Annotated in this window: 13 protein-coding genes; 8 read left to right on the forward strand and 5 right to left on the reverse strand. The window is 74.9% G+C overall.

Annotated features, from left to right (window positions below; genetic code table 11):
* The first annotated feature begins 424 nt into the window (after positions 1–424).
* Positions 425–1,399, forward strand: coding sequence for a zinc-binding dehydrogenase (locus ACI79C_RS18275; RefSeq protein ID WP_456947103.1), 975 nt, complete (start codon positions 425–427; stop codon positions 1,397–1,399).
* A gap of 58 nt (positions 1,400–1,457) precedes the next feature.
* On the opposite strand, the gene ACI79C_RS18280 is transcribed toward ACI79C_RS18275, so the two are convergent.
* The 5 genes from ACI79C_RS18280 to ACI79C_RS18300 form a co-directional block, all read right to left on the reverse strand.
* On the reverse strand, positions 1,458–4,307 hold the full coding sequence (locus ACI79C_RS18280) for a discoidin domain-containing protein (protein WP_456947104.1): 2,850 nt from the start codon (positions 4,305–4,307) through the stop codon (positions 1,458–1,460).
* Between the two features lie 104 nt (positions 4,308–4,411).
* Positions 4,412–5,266 (reverse strand): hypothetical protein, encoded by an 855-nt coding sequence (locus ACI79C_RS18285; protein WP_456947105.1) that lies wholly within the window; start codon positions 5,264–5,266, stop codon positions 4,412–4,414.
* Positions 5,263–6,471, reverse strand: a complete 1,209-nt coding sequence (locus tag ACI79C_RS18290; RefSeq protein WP_456947106.1) for a ferritin-like domain-containing protein — start codon at positions 6,469–6,471, stop codon at positions 5,263–5,265. The genes ACI79C_RS18285 and ACI79C_RS18290 overlap by 4 nt, the downstream gene beginning before the upstream one ends.
* Positions 6,472–6,514: 43 nt before the next feature.
* Positions 6,515–7,168 carry a VTT domain-containing protein gene (locus ACI79C_RS18295; protein WP_456947107.1) on the reverse strand — a complete coding sequence of 218 codons (654 nt, stop codon included), beginning with the start codon at positions 7,166–7,168 and terminating at the stop codon, positions 6,515–6,517.
* A gap of 198 nt (positions 7,169–7,366) precedes the next feature.
* Positions 7,367–8,107, reverse strand: a complete 741-nt coding sequence (locus ACI79C_RS18300; protein WP_456947108.1) for an AfsR/SARP family transcriptional regulator — start codon at positions 8,105–8,107, stop codon at positions 7,367–7,369.
* Between the two features lie 777 nt (positions 8,108–8,884).
* On the opposite strand from ACI79C_RS18300, the gene ACI79C_RS18305 reads away from it, so the two are divergent.
* The 7 genes from ACI79C_RS18305 to ACI79C_RS18335 are packed head-to-tail and all read left to right on the forward strand — an operon-like array spanning position 8,885 to position 16,269.
* The gene (locus ACI79C_RS18305; protein WP_456947109.1) at positions 8,885–9,358 is read left to right on the forward strand and encodes a hypothetical protein; all 474 of its coding nucleotides are present in this window, start codon (positions 8,885–8,887) and stop codon (positions 9,356–9,358) included.
* A gap of 55 nt (positions 9,359–9,413) precedes the next feature.
* On the forward strand, positions 9,414–10,679 hold the full coding sequence (locus tag ACI79C_RS18310) for a catalase family protein (protein WP_456947110.1): 1,266 nt from the start codon (positions 9,414–9,416) through the stop codon (positions 10,677–10,679).
* A 13-nt stretch (positions 10,680–10,692) separates the two neighbouring features.
* On the forward strand, positions 10,693–11,958 hold the full coding sequence (locus ACI79C_RS18315) for a hypothetical protein (protein ID WP_456947111.1): 1,266 nt from the start codon (positions 10,693–10,695) through the stop codon (positions 11,956–11,958).
* Positions 11,959–11,992: 34 nt separating this feature from the next.
* Positions 11,993–13,507: a Dyp-type peroxidase gene (locus tag ACI79C_RS18320; RefSeq protein ID WP_456947112.1), complete on the forward strand. Its 1,515-nt coding sequence runs from the start codon at positions 11,993–11,995 to the stop codon at positions 13,505–13,507.
* Positions 13,504–13,911, forward strand: coding sequence for a hypothetical protein (locus ACI79C_RS18325; protein ID WP_456947113.1), 408 nt, complete (start codon positions 13,504–13,506; stop codon positions 13,909–13,911). Before ACI79C_RS18320 ends, ACI79C_RS18325 begins: the two co-directional genes overlap by 4 nt.
* A gap of 48 nt (positions 13,912–13,959) precedes the next feature.
* Positions 13,960–14,292, forward strand: coding sequence for a hypothetical protein (locus ACI79C_RS18330; RefSeq protein ID WP_456947114.1), 333 nt, complete (start codon positions 13,960–13,962; stop codon positions 14,290–14,292).
* A 48-nt stretch (positions 14,293–14,340) separates the two neighbouring features.
* Complete coding sequence (locus ACI79C_RS18335; protein ID WP_456947115.1) at positions 14,341–16,269, forward strand: peroxidase family protein; 1,929 nt, start codon at positions 14,341–14,343, stop codon at positions 16,267–16,269.
* Positions 16,270–16,273 lie beyond the last annotated feature (4 nt).

A 16,273-nucleotide genomic window follows, 5' to 3' on the forward strand; every position in this document is an offset into this window, starting at 1 on the left:
GATCCTGCAGAACTCAGTCTGGCTGTGACCTCCAGCAAGCCGGCATGGCAGTGATCCGGTGGGGACCCGGGGTGCGCCAGCGACCCTGTCAGTCAGTCACCGGCCCGTCGAGGGTGCTCCAGTGAGCCGGGACCGGATCGAACCGGTGCGGGGTCCCGGCGACTGCCGACCCGGCGGCCGGTCGAGGCGCGACTCGGCTCGAGCTGGCGGACCGGACCCGTCTCGCCCTGGCCGTCTCCGTGGCGTTCGGCCGGGAGAGGCGCAGCGAGGGCCGTACGTCCACGACTGGCCACGGCGCTCGACCGCCGCGATGCTGCCAGGCTGGGGGACGTCGCCCGGCGGAGCCGTCACCCGGACCCACGTCGACCGGACCGTCGCCGGCAGCCCCCGGCCACGAGCACGCACCGCAGGACGGAGACCAGCCATGTGGGCACAGACACTCAGCGGTCCCTTCCGCTTCGAGCAGGTCGAGGTGGCGGCCCCGGACCCTGCTGCCCTGCCCCCCGGGCACGTCCTGCTGGCCACTCGTGCCGGTGGCATCTGCGGCAGCGACCTGCCCAACTTCCGCGGTGCCGTGTGGCCGCACCCGGCCGCCGAGGACGGCTGGGGCGCCACGCGGGCGCCGGGCTTCCCGATGCACGAGATCGTCGGCGAGGTGGTCGCCAGCCGGCACCCCGACCACTCCCCCGGCGACCTCGTCGTGGGCTGGGCCTCCATGTTCGACGGCATCGCCGAGCTCGTGGTCAGCGACGGCGACGGCCTGGCCCGGTACGACACCGCCCTGCCGCCCCCCACCGCGGTCATGCTGCAACCCCTGGCCTGCGTGCTCTACGCCGTCGAGCAGCTCGGTGACGTCTCGGGGCAGTCGGTCGCGGTGATCGGCCAGGGCCCGATCGGCCTGTTGTTCAGCCACGTCCTCAAGGCCCGCGGCGCGGGCCGGGTGACCGGCGTGGACCCGGTCGACCGCACCGACGTCGCACCCGCCTTCGGCGTCGACGAGGTCGTCACCGCCCGCGCCGAGCGGTGGGCGGGCTCCCTGTCCGACGCCGACCGTCCCTCGGTGGTCGTGGAGGCGGTGGGCCACCAGATCTCGACGCTGCAGCCGGCACTGGACGCCGTGGCCCCCGGCGGTCAGGTCTACTACTTCGGCGTCCCGGACGACCCGGTCTACCCGATCGACATGATGAGCCTCCTGCGCAAGAACCTGACCCTGCGCTCGGGGGTGACCTGGGAGCGGCGCCGGGTGCTGGCCGACGCCGGCACCCACCTGGCGGCACACCCGGGTCTGCAGGACTGCTTCGTCAGCCACGTCCACCCCGTCACCGAGGTGCAGGCCGCCTTCAGCGCCGCCATCGCCCCCCGGCCGGGGCAGTTGAAGATCGCCGTCGACATGACCTGACCGCGGTCGTGCCCACCACCCGTTGACGAGGTGCCGTCGACGCGCAACCAGGCCCGGTTCAGGCGATGAGGACGAACCTCGCGACGCTGGGAGTGCCGTCGGCCGTCATGGCGAAGAGCAGGTGGTACCCGGGCAGGACGACGCCGCGGTCACCGGGTATCCGCATCGTGTAGGTGACCCCGTCGGCGGTGGAGGCGGCCAGCGGGACGCGGCGCTGGTCGGTGTTGACCGAGTGGGTGACGGCGGAGGTGCGGACGAGGGAGAACCGCGGTGTCGAGCCGCTGGTCCGCACCGTGATGGTGGAGCCGTGACGCGCACTCGCCGGCGCGGTGACGATCACCGGGCGGGCCCGCTCGGAGCCGTCCTCGTCGAGGAGGTAGGGCGGCGTCAGGACCTGGCCGTCGGGGTGGTTGGTGGTGCAGGTGCCGCAGAGCCCACCGCCGCCCGAGAACACCCGCCCGTCCGGCAGCAGCACGGCGACGCTGTGGTAGGTCCGCGGCACCGCTTCGGGTGCCAGGATCGTGAACTCGCCGGTCGCGGGGTCCCAGAGCTCCGGCGCGCGGGCGGCGCCGGTGTCGGTGAACGCCTTGGCGTGTGCCTGCCCACCGAGGACGACGACCGAGCCGTCCGGCAGCACGACGCTGTTGATGAACGACCGCGGGTGGGCCATGTCCGGCACCCGCGCCGTCCTCACCGGCGCGGAGGGGCCGCCGGTGATGTCGATGGTGTACGCCCGGCTGGTCGCGGCGCTGTCGTCATAGCCGGGCGCTCCGCCGACGGCCAGGATCCGGCCGACGTCGTACATGACCGCGTTGCCGTTCATCATGTCCGGCGCATCGGCCCGGGTCCCGGCGCTGCGGATGGAGCCGTTCCCGCTGGTGGTGATCCAGTTCATCCGCCGGCTGGGACCGGCGTGGAAGACGTCGCCGTTCGAGACGCCGAACACCCACGCGTGGTTGTCGGCGCGGTACACGCCGTCGGGGTCGTCGGTCAGGATGCCGTCCACGTGCACGTCGCCCAGCCGCCGCCACGAGCCGGTCGCGCCGTTCGGGCTCCAGACCTCCGCGTGCTTGGATCCCGCGCGGTCGTGCCAGGACCCTCCGATGGTGAAGACCCGGCCGTCCGACAGCAGGGTGTTGCCCTGGTAGGCGCGCGGGATGGTCATCAGCGGGCCGCGCGTCCAGGTGTCGGCGAACGGGTCGTAGATGGTGGTGGCGCCACTGCTGCTCCCGCCGTTGATCAGCACCCTCCCGTCGGGGAGCAGCGTCAGGCCGGTGCAGAACATCTGGTGACCGACGTCGATGTGCGAGGACTGGCCGACCTCGCCGGTCGCCAGGTCGTAGACGGCGACCTGGGTGACCGTGCTGGTCATGTCGAAGGCCATCGGCGCGTACGCGGAGAAGGTCAGCAGCTTGGAGTCGGGGAGGACGACGGCGGACACGGGGACGATCGGGAAGGAGATGGTCGGGCCCCACCTGCCGGCGTAGGTGGCCCGCCGGTCCCCGCCGAGGACCTGGAGTTCGGCTGCCGACGACCAGGGACCGCGGCCGCCGGCCTCGGTGATCGCGGTCAGGCGGACGTGCCGCGCGGGGACCGCGGGGAACCGCACCGGCTTCATGGTGACCGAGTCGGTGAACGTGCCGGTGGCGACCGGTGCCGAGAAGGTCGCGCCGTCCGCGCTCACCGTGACCGTGTACTCGCCGATGTTCCCGTTCGGGGTGCCGTCCTGGCGCGGCAGGTACCGCAGACCGGAGACGTCCCGGTGGACCGTCATGTCGATGGTCACGGTGTGCGGGAGCGGTGCCGGCGTGCCCTCGAACCGGGAGTGCCAGAAGGAGCCGGGGTCCCCGTCCAGCACGTTCCCGGCGGGGTGCCCGGGGCTCGCGTCGCTGGCCGAGACCGACCAGCCGGTCCGTGGCAGGACCGGAGGCGCGACCGCGCCGAGCACGGCGACCTCCGCCGCCGACGACCACGGCCCCCGATTGCCGGCCTCCGTCTCGGCGGTCAGCCGGACGTACCGGGCGGAGACGGCGGGGAACAGGACGGTCTTCTCCAGGGCGCTGTCGGCCCACGTACCCGTGGCGACGGGGGCGCTGAAGGTCGCCCCGTCCCGGCTGACGGCGACCGAGTACCGCCCGATGGCGCCGTTCGGGTCGCCGTCCTGGCGCGGCAGACAGCGCAGCCCCGCGATGTCCTGGACCGACTGCATGTCGATCGTGATCGAGTGCGGCAGCGGCGCCGGCGTGCCCTCGAACCGGGAGTGCCACATCGTGGCGGCGTCCCCGTCCAGCACGTTGCCCGCCGGGAAGCCGGGTGAGGCGTCACTGGCCGTCGCGGTCCAGCCGACCCGCGGCAGTTCGGGCGGGGCGACCTGGCCGCGCAGCACGACGATCCCCGCGGCCGAGGACCACGGCCCGCGACCGCCGGCCTCCGTCTGCGCCGTCAGGCGGACGTACCGGGCCGAGTGCGGTGGGAAGGCGACGGCCTTCTCGGCTGCCGTGTCCGCCCACGTCCCGGCGGACACGAGGGTGTAGGCCGCGCCGTCGAGGCTGGTGGAGACGCTGAACCGGCCGATGTTCCCGTTCGGCGTGCCGTCCTGGCGCGGCAGGTACCGCAGGCCGGAGACGTCCCGGGGTGCGGTCATGTCGATGGTGACGGTGTGCGGCAGCGGTGCCGGCGTGCCCTCGAACCGGGAGTGCCACATCGTGCCCGGGTCGCCGTCGAGGAGGTTGCCCACCGGGTGGGCGCGGGAGGCGTCGCAGGCCGTCGCCGTCCACCCGGTCGGCGCCAGTGGCTCGGACTGCGCGCTGAACGACTCCGGCGCGGTCGCCACCATGAGGCTCATGTGGCCCCCGTGACCCTCGTGTGCCGGTGGTGGCCGGCCGGCCGGACCGGGAGCGACTGCCATCCTGGCCTCCTCGCAGAGACCGGGACGAGTGTGCTGGCATCGCGTCACCACCTCGTCACGGCGGCGTCACGGGTGGTCGTGACGGGAGCCGGTGCCGGGTCCGCTCACGGGCGGCGGTCGGTGACCCGCAGCGACGCACCGGCCCGGTGGTCGGCACCGTCCTGCGCCGTGGGCAGCCGCAGCTGCCCGCGGCAGAAGCCGCAGAGCACGTCGGCGTCCCAGCCACCGAGCCAGAACTCCACCGACCAGGCGCTCGTGGGGTCGACCGACGGGGCGAGCCACCGGTCGGGGTCCTCGAGGACGGGCGCGGAGGTGAGCGCGACGGCGTACCTGACCCGCGCGCCGAAGAACCGGGACGCGCCTCCCCCCAGGGCCGCGAGGTTCCGCTCCAGGAACTCCAGGCGTTCCTCGATGGCCGTCCGCTCCGGCTCCGCCGCCGTCCCGACGTCGGTGCGCAGCCGGGACACCCTGTCCCGCCACAGGCTCGCCAGGTCCCCGATCCCGGTCGCCTCCCGGATGTCGAGCGGGGCCCGCTCCGGACCGCCGCCGAACAGGCCCGCGAACGGCTCGTCGGGATCCGCGGCGACGGCGCGGCGGGTGAGCGCGAACGGCCCCTGCGTGACCCGCAGGGCGAAGGGCCAGATGGGCTCGAAGCCGTCGTCGGCGATCGCTCCGTTGCGTCCCTCGAACCGCGGCCCGTCGAGCAGGTCGACGACGGCTCCCTCCAGCGGGTGGCCGGGCTGCCGTCGTCCCCTCTCCCAGACCTGCTCGACGGTCACGCCCACCGAGGGCCCGTACGCCCGCACGAAGGGGGGCGTGCGCATCCGCAGGACCCGGTCGAGGTCGGGCTCGCCGGCGTAGGCGTGCACGTAGCCGGAGACCCCGCGCGGCTCGTCGTAGGGATCGGGGTCGGTGGCCAGCCGGCACTGGAACCAGCCGTGGAAGACGAGGTCGATCACCCGGCCACCTCCGCGAGGCCGCGACGGACGTACCGGACCGTGTCCCCGATCGCGGCGACCCGGGGGGTGACCTCGCCCAGGCACCGGGCGTCGTCGACGACCGCCTGCAGCCGTTCGAGCAGGATCGTCCACCGGGCGGACGGGAAGGGCGACACCGACTCCCGGTCGTAGATCTCGAACGGGGCGCCGGCGGTCGCGGGGTCCCCGGGCCCGAAGGCGGGCCGCTCGGTGAGCACCTCGCCGAGCGGCCGGATCGCCACGCTCATCATCCGGCTCGTCGACGCGCGCAGGACCGCCCGCTGCTCCGGGGTCGCCGACGGCGAGCCGAAGAACTGCTCGAGCATCAGCAGCACCGCCCCGTAGGCGCCGTTGAACAGCTCCGCGACGCGGCGGGTGACCTCGTCGCCGATCAGGGTCGCACCGGAGGGGGCATCCCGCTGGCGTCGCGTCCGGGGGTTGACGACGACGGGACGCGCCGCCGCGAAGAAGCCGCTGTCGGCGTACTCCCGCCGGATCCGGGAGAACCGCCCGTGGTGGGAGTCGCTCCGGCCGGTGGGCGTCCCCTCCCCGTCCACGACGATGTCGTCGATGGCGGCCAGCGCCGAGGCCCGGTCCACGACCTGGCGCATGTCCAGGCCGGTCGACCAGGAGTCGTCCACCTGGGCGGCACGGGGACCGATGAACAGCTCGCGCTCGTCGATCCGCCCGAAGCCCTCGGCGATCTGCCGGTACAGCTCCCCGACGTACTCGTAGACCAACGGCTCCGGCGCCGCCGCGAACGCCTCCGCGGACCCCTGGAGGAGGTCACCCGCTCCCGGCGCGTGGGGCGGAGGTGGCGGTGGTTCCCCCTGTGGCAGCTCGAAGACGAGCATCCGGTACAGCGCCTCGTCGGAGAAGGGCACCAGGGCGAAGTCGAACGGGTAGTACCCCGACGGCTGCGGGAAGTTCGGGCGGTCGAAGTGCGGGCCCTCGCCGATCGCGGCGAGCAGGTTGCACACCGTGCCGAGGTGACCCATCTCCTCGACCGCGACCCGCAGGATGGTGCCCGCCCACGAGCGGGTGGCCCGTTGCTGGGGTGCGGTCAGCCCCTCGTCCAGCCTCTTCTTCATCGAGAACGCCGGGAACAGGTACTGGATCATGAGGCCGTGCTCGAGCTCGGCGGCCTCGTGCAGCGCCACCGTGAGCTCCTCGCGGGTGTCGATCACGTCGGGACCTCCGCGGGCGAGGGGTGGACACCGGCGGGCGCGGTCACCGGACCTCCGAGCGGCGCGCGGGCGGGGACGACCGGTCGAGTCGGCCGCCGGCGGCGGCCAGCGCCGCCGCGAGAGCCAGCCCGAGGCCGGCCGCGAGCGCCGTGCCCGCCGCGGTGCCCGCGCCGGCCCCCGTGGCTGCGTACAGGCACGCCGGGAGGGCGGTCCCTGCCGCACCGGCCAGGACCAGGACCGGCCAGCGCATGGACGACGTCCCCGCGAGGACGGCCACCGTCTCCGCCAGCACGGGGACGGCCCTGCTGACGACGACCGCCCACGGTCCCCAGCGCGTGAGCAGCCGATCGGCGCGGATCCGCTGGTCGGACGTCGTCAGGCGCTCGAGGACGCGCCGACCGCGACGTCCCACCCCGAAGCCGACCACGGTGGCCGAGACCCCGCCGACCAGGGACAGCGCAGCGCCGGGCACGACGCCGAACAGGGCTCCGTGCACCGCCATCACCACGCTCGACGGCACCGGCAGGACCACGTCCGAGGTCAGCAGCCCGAGGCCGAGGAGAGCCGCAGCGACGCCGGCGCCGTCCATGACCGGCGAGGGATCGGTCAGCAGTGGCCAGTCGGTCCACTCCCCCAGTCCGAACAGGAGGAGGACGCTGCCCGCGACCACGGCGGCGACCAGCACGTAGCCCCTCACGTCGTCCCTCCCGTCGGACGCGGGCGTCGGCATCGGAGCCGACGGGAGCCGCGAGGATCATCCGACCGCGGACTCCGAGCGGCCAGGGTCGTCGTCCCCTGGCCCTCCGGGCCGCCTCCCGGCCGGCCCGGACGGTCCGGCCCCCCGCCGGCCGTCGCCACCCGAGCCGCCGCCGCTGCCGCGATCCGGGGACGGCGGTCACGCCACACGGCGCGGCCGGTCGGCCGGCAGGCCCCGGACGAGCCGGGTCATCTGCTCGGACGGCGCGACGCCGAGCTCCTGCCCGAGCAGGTGGGCGAACAACCGGTACGCCCGGAGGGCCTCGCCCGCGTTGCCCTCGGCGAGGTGCACCCGGACCAGCGTGCGGTGGGCGCTCTCCCGCAGCGGCTCGGCGCGGACCGCGGCGTGGGCGGCCTGCAGCGCCTCGCCGTGCCGCCGCGCCGCCGCGAGCCGGTCGGCGGCCGCCTCCAGGGCGTGCAGGCGCAGCTGGCGGAGCCGTTCCCGCTCCAGCAGGACCCAGTCGTCGTACCAGCCGGGGAGGAGGTCGCCCCGCAGGGCGACGTCGGGCACCGCGACGTCGGCGATCCCGGCGCGGGGGTCGGCGACGCGCCGGGCCCACTCCCGCAGCTCCCGGACGTCCAGGCGGACCCCGGCGGCCAGGGACAGGACCTCGCCGGAGACCTCGACGAGGCCCGGCACGGCCTTGTGCACCCGCCACAGCCCCGAGCGCAGGCTGGCCTGCGCCTGCTCCTCGGGGACGTCGGGCCACAGCAGGCCGGCGACCGCGGGGCGGACGGCCCTCCCCGACAGGCAGACGTGGGCGACCAGCCGCTGGAGGCCCGGGGTGAGGGCGCGGCCGCTCCCGGAGGCCGGCCCGGTCCTCCCCTCCAGCGAGAACCCGTCGAGGAGGCCGATCCGTGCCGGTGATCCGGTAGCCACGCGGGACACCTCCGTGCTCGCCTTCGGATTCGTCCGTGTCTCTTTGAGAGAGCGCGTGCGGACGCCACAGATACACCGCACCGTCACCGGGACCGAGAGCAGAAGGGCCCACGTCCGGACGCCGGCCCTGGTGTCCGTCAGGTCCCATCGAGTCACAGTCCCGATCCGGGTCGCTCCGGCAGCGGTGATGCCAGGGCTTCGTCACCGGGACGGCCTGGCGCCGACGATGGCCGGGCCCCGACGCAGAGACGTGGGGCGCCTCGACGAAGCTCTCAACCACCTCCACAGCCCGACGGCGTGCTCGCGCTGCGCCGAGACGTCCCTCCCCGGGCGAGGGGGAGAGGACATGATCACCAAGCCGGACGCCCCCCGCCCGACCTCTCGTCGAGACCCCCTTCCCCAGGCCGCGATCAGCGAGCACCCAACGCACCCTCCGGAGAGCCGGCAGTGGCCTGCGCCTGGCAGCAGGGCATCGCCGCCACCTCGGCGGCGGTGCCGAGCCCGGGCCGGCGAGCCTGCCGGCCCAGCGGCACCCGTGGTCGCCCGGTCCCCCGCGCCTCTGGCGGTGACGCCGCGGTGACGTGGGACCGAGATGCTGGGCCCGGACGTCGGCCGAGCCCGCCCGGGGGGTGACCGTGCACCCGTGCTCCTCACCGCGACGCGACCAGCTCGCGGTGCCCGGTGCGCCCGTCGGGACCGTCCGGGTCGTCGCCCGGACCGGTCACGCCCGCGGCCCGGCGCCCGTCCTGCACCCCCCTCTCCCCGCCGGAGGCCCCCGTGACGCTCCGAACCACCCGCGCCGTCCGGGACGACGTCCTCGACGAGCGGGCCCTGCAGCGGATGGACGACCGGGAGCTGGACCTGCTGTTCCGGTCCAGCCCCGCCGGGGAGGTCCCGCGGGGACGCCTGCCCGGGACGGGGCTGGTGTTCCCGGGCACCCCGGCCTGCGGCCCCCTGGCCCGGCTGATCGGCCTCCTCGTGTGGAAGGGCAAGGAGACCGAGGCCTCGGGCGGGTCCCTGCAGAACCTGGTGGGGCCGCTGGGGACAAGGGCGATCCGGGCCCTGCTGTCCTCCGACCGCAGCTGGGTCGACGGCGAGCCGTGCGTCCTCATCGACTACTCGCGGACGTCGGTCGTGGCGCGCATGGTGCGCGACGAGATCCGGCTCGTGGCCCCCGACCTGTACCTCGGCGTCGTCTGGCTGTGGAGGCGCCGGGTCGGCTGGTTCACGCTGCGCCAGCAGCAGCCCTGACGGCTCGCGGTCGCCCCGCCGACGGACCCCTCCCTCCCGACCCGAGGCCCTCGCCATGAACCCCGACGGTCCGTTCACGTTCTTCGTCCTCCGCCCGCTCAGCGACCTGTTCGTCTGGGCGTGGCGCCTCGAGCGTCGTATCGAGTTCCTCTACCGCCAGCCCTTCGACCGGTGGCTGCGTCCCCCGCTGTTCGCCCTGCTGCAGGGCCTGCAGAACCTGCTGCGCAGGGACGAGCACCTCGCCTTGGCGGAGGAGAAGCCGCTGCCGGACGAGGAGCGGTACACCCAGCAGATCATCGACGAGCTGCGCGCCTTCACCCGCGAGAACTGGCTGCCGGGCGCGGCGCAGCGGTTCGGCAACACCAAGACCTTCGGGGTCCTCCGGGGCGAGTTCACCGTCCTGCCCGACGTGCCGGAGGAGCTGCGGCACGGGCTGTTCGGCTCCCCCCGCACCCTCCCCGCCTGGATCCGCTTCTCCGGACCGGGGCCCTACGCTCCGCCCGACCTCGAGGACCTCGGCCAGTGCTCGGTCGCGATCAAGGTCATGGGCGTGGACGGCCCGAAGCTCCTCCCGGACGAGCAGCGCACCCAGGACCTGATCCTGGTCTCCCCGGCCAGCTTCGTGACCCCCGACATCCGGGAGAACGCGCGCATGCAGCGGTGGGTGCGCGCCAAGGCCTACCTGGGCTACCTGGTCGACCCACCGGGCCGGCACCTGCTCCACCTGGCGATGCAGCTGCTCTACAGCCCGATGCACGCCAACCCGCTGGAGGTCCAGTACTACAGCAACGTGCCGTTCCTCCTCGGGGAGGGCCGCGCGGTCGAGTACTCCCTCAAGCCCCGGCAGCGGGGGCGGACGAGGATCCCCGCCCACCCGGCCGAGAACCACCTGCGGGAGGCCATGGTCGCCACGCTGGCCCGGGGCGACTGGGAGATGGACTTCATGGTGCAGGTGCAGACCGACCCGCACCGGATGCCGATCGAGGACGCCACCGTGAAGTGGCCGGAGCGGCTCTCCCCGTACGTGCCGGTGGCCCGGCTGCGGCTCCCGGCGCAGCGCTTCGACAGCGACGCGCAGCTGGCCTTCGCCGACGTGCTGCGCTTCAACCCCTGGCACAGCCTGCCCGAGCACCGTCCCCTCGGGAACTCCAACCGGGCGCGGCGCCGGATGTACGCGGAGCTGGCCGAGCTGCGCCAGTCGATGAACGCCGTCCCCCACGTCGAACCCGACGGCAGCGAGGTGTTCGCCGACGAGGACCGGCCGCCGGAGCCGGCGCGCCGGGTTCCCGCCGTCGGTCCGCGCGCCGGCTCCGGCGGCTGATCGGAGGTCCCCCATGCCCGAGCAGTCCGCGGTGACGGTCCTCGCCCCGCTGCCGCCCGAGCACCACGAACGTGCCGCGGCGGCGCTGGCGGACCTGGCCGGCCCCGGCCGGGCGGCCCTGGCCTTCGACCGGCTCGCCGGCCTGCACTTCGCCCGGCTGGTGCTGCTGGAGGGCGGGCGGAGCCCCTCGGGGGCGCAGGTCGGGCCCAGCCTGCTCTACTCGGCCGACCTCGACGGCGCGGCCGACGCCCACCTCCAGGCGCTGGCCGACGTCTCCGGGGCGGGCCTGGACCGCGCGTTCGCCTGCTGCCCCGACTACCCGACCCGGCCGGACCCGGCGAGCCGGACGGCGTGGCTGCGGGCACACCGCATCCCCGAGGCCGCGTTCTACGTGAACACCGTGGGACGCGGGGTGTCGCAGGTGCGCACCGAGGCCCGGCTGCGGAGGGGCCTGGAGGCCTACCTCGACGAGCACCGGGACGGCCTCGTCGACCTCCCGCCGGCGCAGATCCACGCGGTCCTGCGCCGGCACGCCCTCACCGACCCGGAGCTGCGCGCGGGGGTGGTGCCCGCACGGCGTCCACCCGCGTGGTGGCGGGCTCGGGAGCTCGCCCACCTGGTGGCGGTCCCGGCGCTCCTCCTGCCGCTGCTCCCGGTCGTCCTCCTGGCCCTGCCCGTCGTGGCCGTGCTGCTCCTCCTCCACGAGGCGCTCGACGTGCCCGACCGGCAGCGCCCCGACCCCGCCGTGGTGGAGCGCCTCCGGGCCAGCGAGGACCACGTCGCCCACAACCCGTTCGCCGCCGTCGGGTTCCTCAAGCCCGGGACCTTCCGGGCCGCGCTGACCCGCACCGTCCTGTTCGCCATCAGCTACGCCGTCCGGCACGTGCTCAACCGGGGCAGCCTCGCCGGGGTCACGACCATCCACTTCGCCCGGTGGGTCTACCTCTCCCCCGAGCGCATGGTCTTCCTCAGCACCTACGACGGCAGCCTCGAGAGCTACATGGACGACTTCATCGACAAGGTCGCCTGGGGTCTCAACGCCATCTTCAGCAACGGCCTGGGCTACCCCCGGACCGTCCTGCTGCTGTGGCGCGGCGCCCGGGACGAGGAGCGGTTCAAGGACCACCTGCGCAACCACCAGGCCCTCAACCACGTCTGGTGGTCGGCCTACGAGGACCTCACCGCGCTCAACGCCGGCTCCAACGCCGCGATCCGCCGGGGACTGGCCCGCCGGACGCTGTCGGACGACGAGGCCCGCGACTGGCTCACCCTGCTCTGACCACCGCCGCACCCGCACAGCCGGAGGTACGGACATGGCACCGACCCGCAGCGCGGCGCCTCCCGGGGTCGACCGCGGCGCCCGCAGGCCGGCCGCGCCGGCACCGCGCCCCGCTCCCCGCAGCGGGGGCGACGTCGACCTCGCCGACGTCCAGGGGATCGTGGGCAGCGGGTACGGGCGGCTCCCCGAGGCGGTGTTCCTCGGTCTGCGGGTGGACGACGGCGCAGCGGGTCGCGCGTTCCTCGCGGACCTCCTCCCCCGGGTGACCAGCATGGCCGCCGAGCACGGCAGCCGGGCCCTCAACGTCGCCCTCAGCCACGGCGGCCTCGCCCGGCTGGGCCTGCCGCAGGCGGCGCTGGACCAGTTCTCGCTCGAGTTCGCCGGCGGGATGACCACCCCCACCCGCAGCGCCTTCCTGGGCGACGAGGGCGAGCACGCCCCCTCGACCTGGACGTGGGGCGGCCCCGCCACCCGCCGCGTCGACGTCCTGCTGCTCCTCTACGCGGCGTCGGCCCCGGAGCTCCGGGCGCACACCGAGGAGGTCCACCGACTCCTCCCGGCCGACGGGTTGGAGGAGGCCGCCACGCTCCCGACCACGACCCTCACCCGGCACGACCACCTCGGCTTCGCCGACGGGATCTCCCAGCCCGCGGTGGCCGGCCTGCACGGCAGCGGCGCCGACGGCGGCGTGGCCCTGGGCGAGTTCCTCCTCGGGTACCCGAACGCCTACGGCCGGCGCACCGGCCGCCCCCTGCTGCCGGCAGCGGCCGACCCCCTCCGGCTGCTGCCTCCCGCGCCCGACGCCGAGACGCCGGGCAGCGTCGACCTCGGCCGCAACGGCACGTACCTGGTGGCCAGGACCCTGGCCGTCGACGCCCCCGCCTTCTGGGACCACGCGCGGCGGTGGGCGGCCCGGACCGGGCTGCCCACCGAGCAGGTCGCCGCGAAGATGGTGGGACGGTGGCCCAGCGGGACGTCCCTGACGGTCAGTCCCGACCACGACGACGAGACCCGTGCGGGGGACAACGGCTTCCGCTACCACCGCGACGGTGACGCGCTCGGCCTCGGCTGCCCGATCGGCGCCCACGTCCGCCGCGCCAACCCCCGGGACTCGCTCGACCCGCGTCCCGGGTCCGAGGCCGCCGTCCGGGTGAACGACCGGCACCGGCTGATCCGCCGCGGCCGGCAGTACGGCCCCGCGCCGGCGGCCGGCGACGGCGGTGACCCGGCGGGGGCGGACGTCGAACGCGGGCTGCACTTCCTCTGCCTGAACGCCAACCTCGGCCGGCAGTTCGAGTTCGTGCAGCACACCTGGCTGAACAACCCGGCGTTCGCCGGCCTCCAGGACAGCCCGGACCCGATCACCGGCCACCACCCGCCCGACGACGGCGGGGTGTTCGTCGTCCCGGCCACCCCCGTCCGCCACCGGCTGCTCGACCTGCCCCGGTTCGTGCGGGTCCGCGGCGGCGGCTACTTCTTCCTGCCCGGTCTGCGCGCCCTGCACTACGTCGCCTCCGGACCCGTGGCCGACGGGAGGGCCGCGTCATGACGTCGGGGACCGACCTCGCCCGGGTGCTGCTCGCCGGCGTCCGCCTGACGATGGGGACGGCGGGCCTGCTCGCCCCCGGCCTGGTCATCCGCCGGCTGGACATCGACCCCGCCGTCCAGCCCGGGATGCGCTACCCGCTGCGGATGTTCGGGATCCGGACGGTGCTCATCGGCGCCGAGCTGCTCGACCGCGACGCCCGCCGGCGGTGGCACGCCGAGCAGCTGGCGCCCGTCGTCCACGGCAGCGACACCGTCTCGGCGTTCCTGGCCTGGCGCCGGGGCGACCTGCCCCGGCGTGCCGGGGCGATGGCGACCGCCATCTCCGCGGTCAACCTGGTGCTGGCGCTGGCGAACCTGGGCGGGCGGCGCCGCCCCCCGCCGCGCCGCCTCTTCCGTTCCCGCTGACCCGCCCGCCGGCCCGCGGACGGCCCGAGACAGACCCAGGAGGCGCACGTGGAAGCGCAGGTCCAGCAGGCCGTCATCGCACGAGTGGACGTCGGCCGGGTCGACGTCGGTCAGGTGTCGATGGGGCGACCTCGTCGTGGGACGGCTTCGGGGTACGACGCCCGCGTCGCCGTCCGGTCGGGTCAGGCCCTGTTGCCTGACCTGCGGGTCTGCGTGGGCCGGAGCTCGCCGTCGACCGGGTCCATGACGCTGCCGCGGCGCGCGAGGCCCGCCCGGAACGGCGCAGGGACCCCCGACGACCAGGGCGCCCTGACCGGTATCGGAGAGCTGGCCGCCCAGCCCTCCGAAGAGCTGGCCCGGCTCGGGCCGCTGGACCCGTGAGGCACCCGCGGCAGCACATGGCCGACACCCACTCCCGAGGAGGCACCCATGACCAAGGCGCCCACGACCACGGCACCCCGGACCAGGCACTCCAGGGCCTTCCCGAGGACCGGGCAGCTCCGGCCTCGGGCACCCCGGACGGCCGTGCCGCCGGCCGCCGCCCCGGTCCCGCACGGCTACCGGCCGGGTCTGCCGTGGCGGGCCCTCCGCGCGGCGGCCCGGGCACTGGACCGCGCGTTCGGCTGGGACCGGCTGCCCGTGCCCCTGGGGCTCGCGGTGATCGCCGGGCTCCGTGAGGCGCTGCGCCGGCACAACCTGCACGACACCGGGGCGCTGCCGACCACGCACGCCCCGGCCGTCCCCCCGTTCGACCCGCAGGTCCTGACCGCGCGGACGGTGGACGGCAGCTACAACGACCTCGCGGTCCCGGCCGCGGGGATGGCCGGCTCCCGCTTCGGGCGCAACGTCCCCCTCACCGCGGCCCGCCGCCCGGCGCCGGCCGAGGTCGTCGAGCCCAGCCCGCGCGAGGTCAGCCGGCAGCTGATGACCCGGGACGAGCTCATCCCCGCGACATCGGTCAACGCGCTCGTCGCCCCGTGGCTGCAGTGGATGATCCGGGACTGGTTCAGCCACGGGAAGAGCCCGACCGAGGACCCGTGGCGGGTGGAGCTGGCCGACGACGACCCGTGGCCCGAGCGGCCGATGCTCATCATGCGGACGCCCGAGGACCCCACCCGCCCCGACACCTCCTCACCGCGGACGTCGGTCAACACCTGCACCCACTGGTGGGACGCCTCGCAGATCTACGGCGTCACCGCCGAGCAGCAGCGCGAGGCCCGGGCGTTCGAGGGCGGCAAGCTGCGCGTCGAGGCCAACGGGATGCTGCCGACGCCCAGGAGCGACCACCCGACGCTCGAGGAGCCGGGGTTCTGGCTCGGCCTGGTGCCGCTGCAGACCCTCTTCACGCGCGAGCACAACGCCGTGTGCGACATGCTGGCCGGCGAGTTCCCCCGGTGGGGCGACGAGGAGCTCTTCCAGCGCGCCCGGCTCGTGGTGTCCGCGCTGACCGCCAAGATCCACACCGTCGAGTGGACGCCCGCCGTCATCAGCCACCCCACCACGGTCGCCGCGCTGCGGGCGAACTGGTGGGGCCTGGCCGGGGAGCGGCTGAGCACCGTGTTCGGCCGGCTCAGCGACAGCGAGCTGGTCAGCGGCATCCCGGGGTCGCCGACCCGGGACTACGGCGTCCCCTACTCCCTGACCGAGGAGTTCACCGCCGTCTACCGCATGCACCCACTCATGCCCGACCTGTTCGACCTGCGCTCGCACGAGGACGACCGGCGGCACCGCGCCGAGCCCTACAGCCTGCAGGAGCTGGCCGGCCCGGGGTCCCTGGCCGTGCTGGACACCGTGCCGATCGCCGACCTGCTGTACTCCCTCGGCACGGAGCACCCCGGGGTGGTGACCCTGCACAACTTCCCGAGGGCCCTGCAGGAGTTCCACCGACCGGACGGGAGGGTCATGGACCTCGCCGCCGTCGACATCCTGCGCCACCGGGAGCTCGGCGTCCCCCGATACTGCGAGTTCCGGCGGCTGCTGCGGATGCCGGCGCCGGCGACCTTCGAGGAGCTCACCGGCGACCGCGACCTCGCCCGGCAGGTGTCGCGGCTCTACGGCGGGGACGTCGAGCAGGTCGACCTCATGGTCGGGCTGTTCGCCGAGCGCCTGCCCGAGGGGTTCGCGTTCAGCGACACCGCGTTCCGCATCTTCATCCTCATGGCGTCGCGCCGGCTCAACAGCGACCGGTTCCTGACGCGGGACTTCACCCCGGCGGTCTACACGGTGCCCGGCATGGCGTGGCTGGCGGACAACACCATGGCCTCGGTGATCCTGCGCCACTACCCGGAGCTGCGGGCGGCGATGCGGTCGGCGCCCAACGCGTTCCTGCCGTGGCAGCGTCCCGGCGTCGGCACCTGAGGAG

This window comes from Geodermatophilus sp. SYSU D00697, from assembly GCF_054050175.1.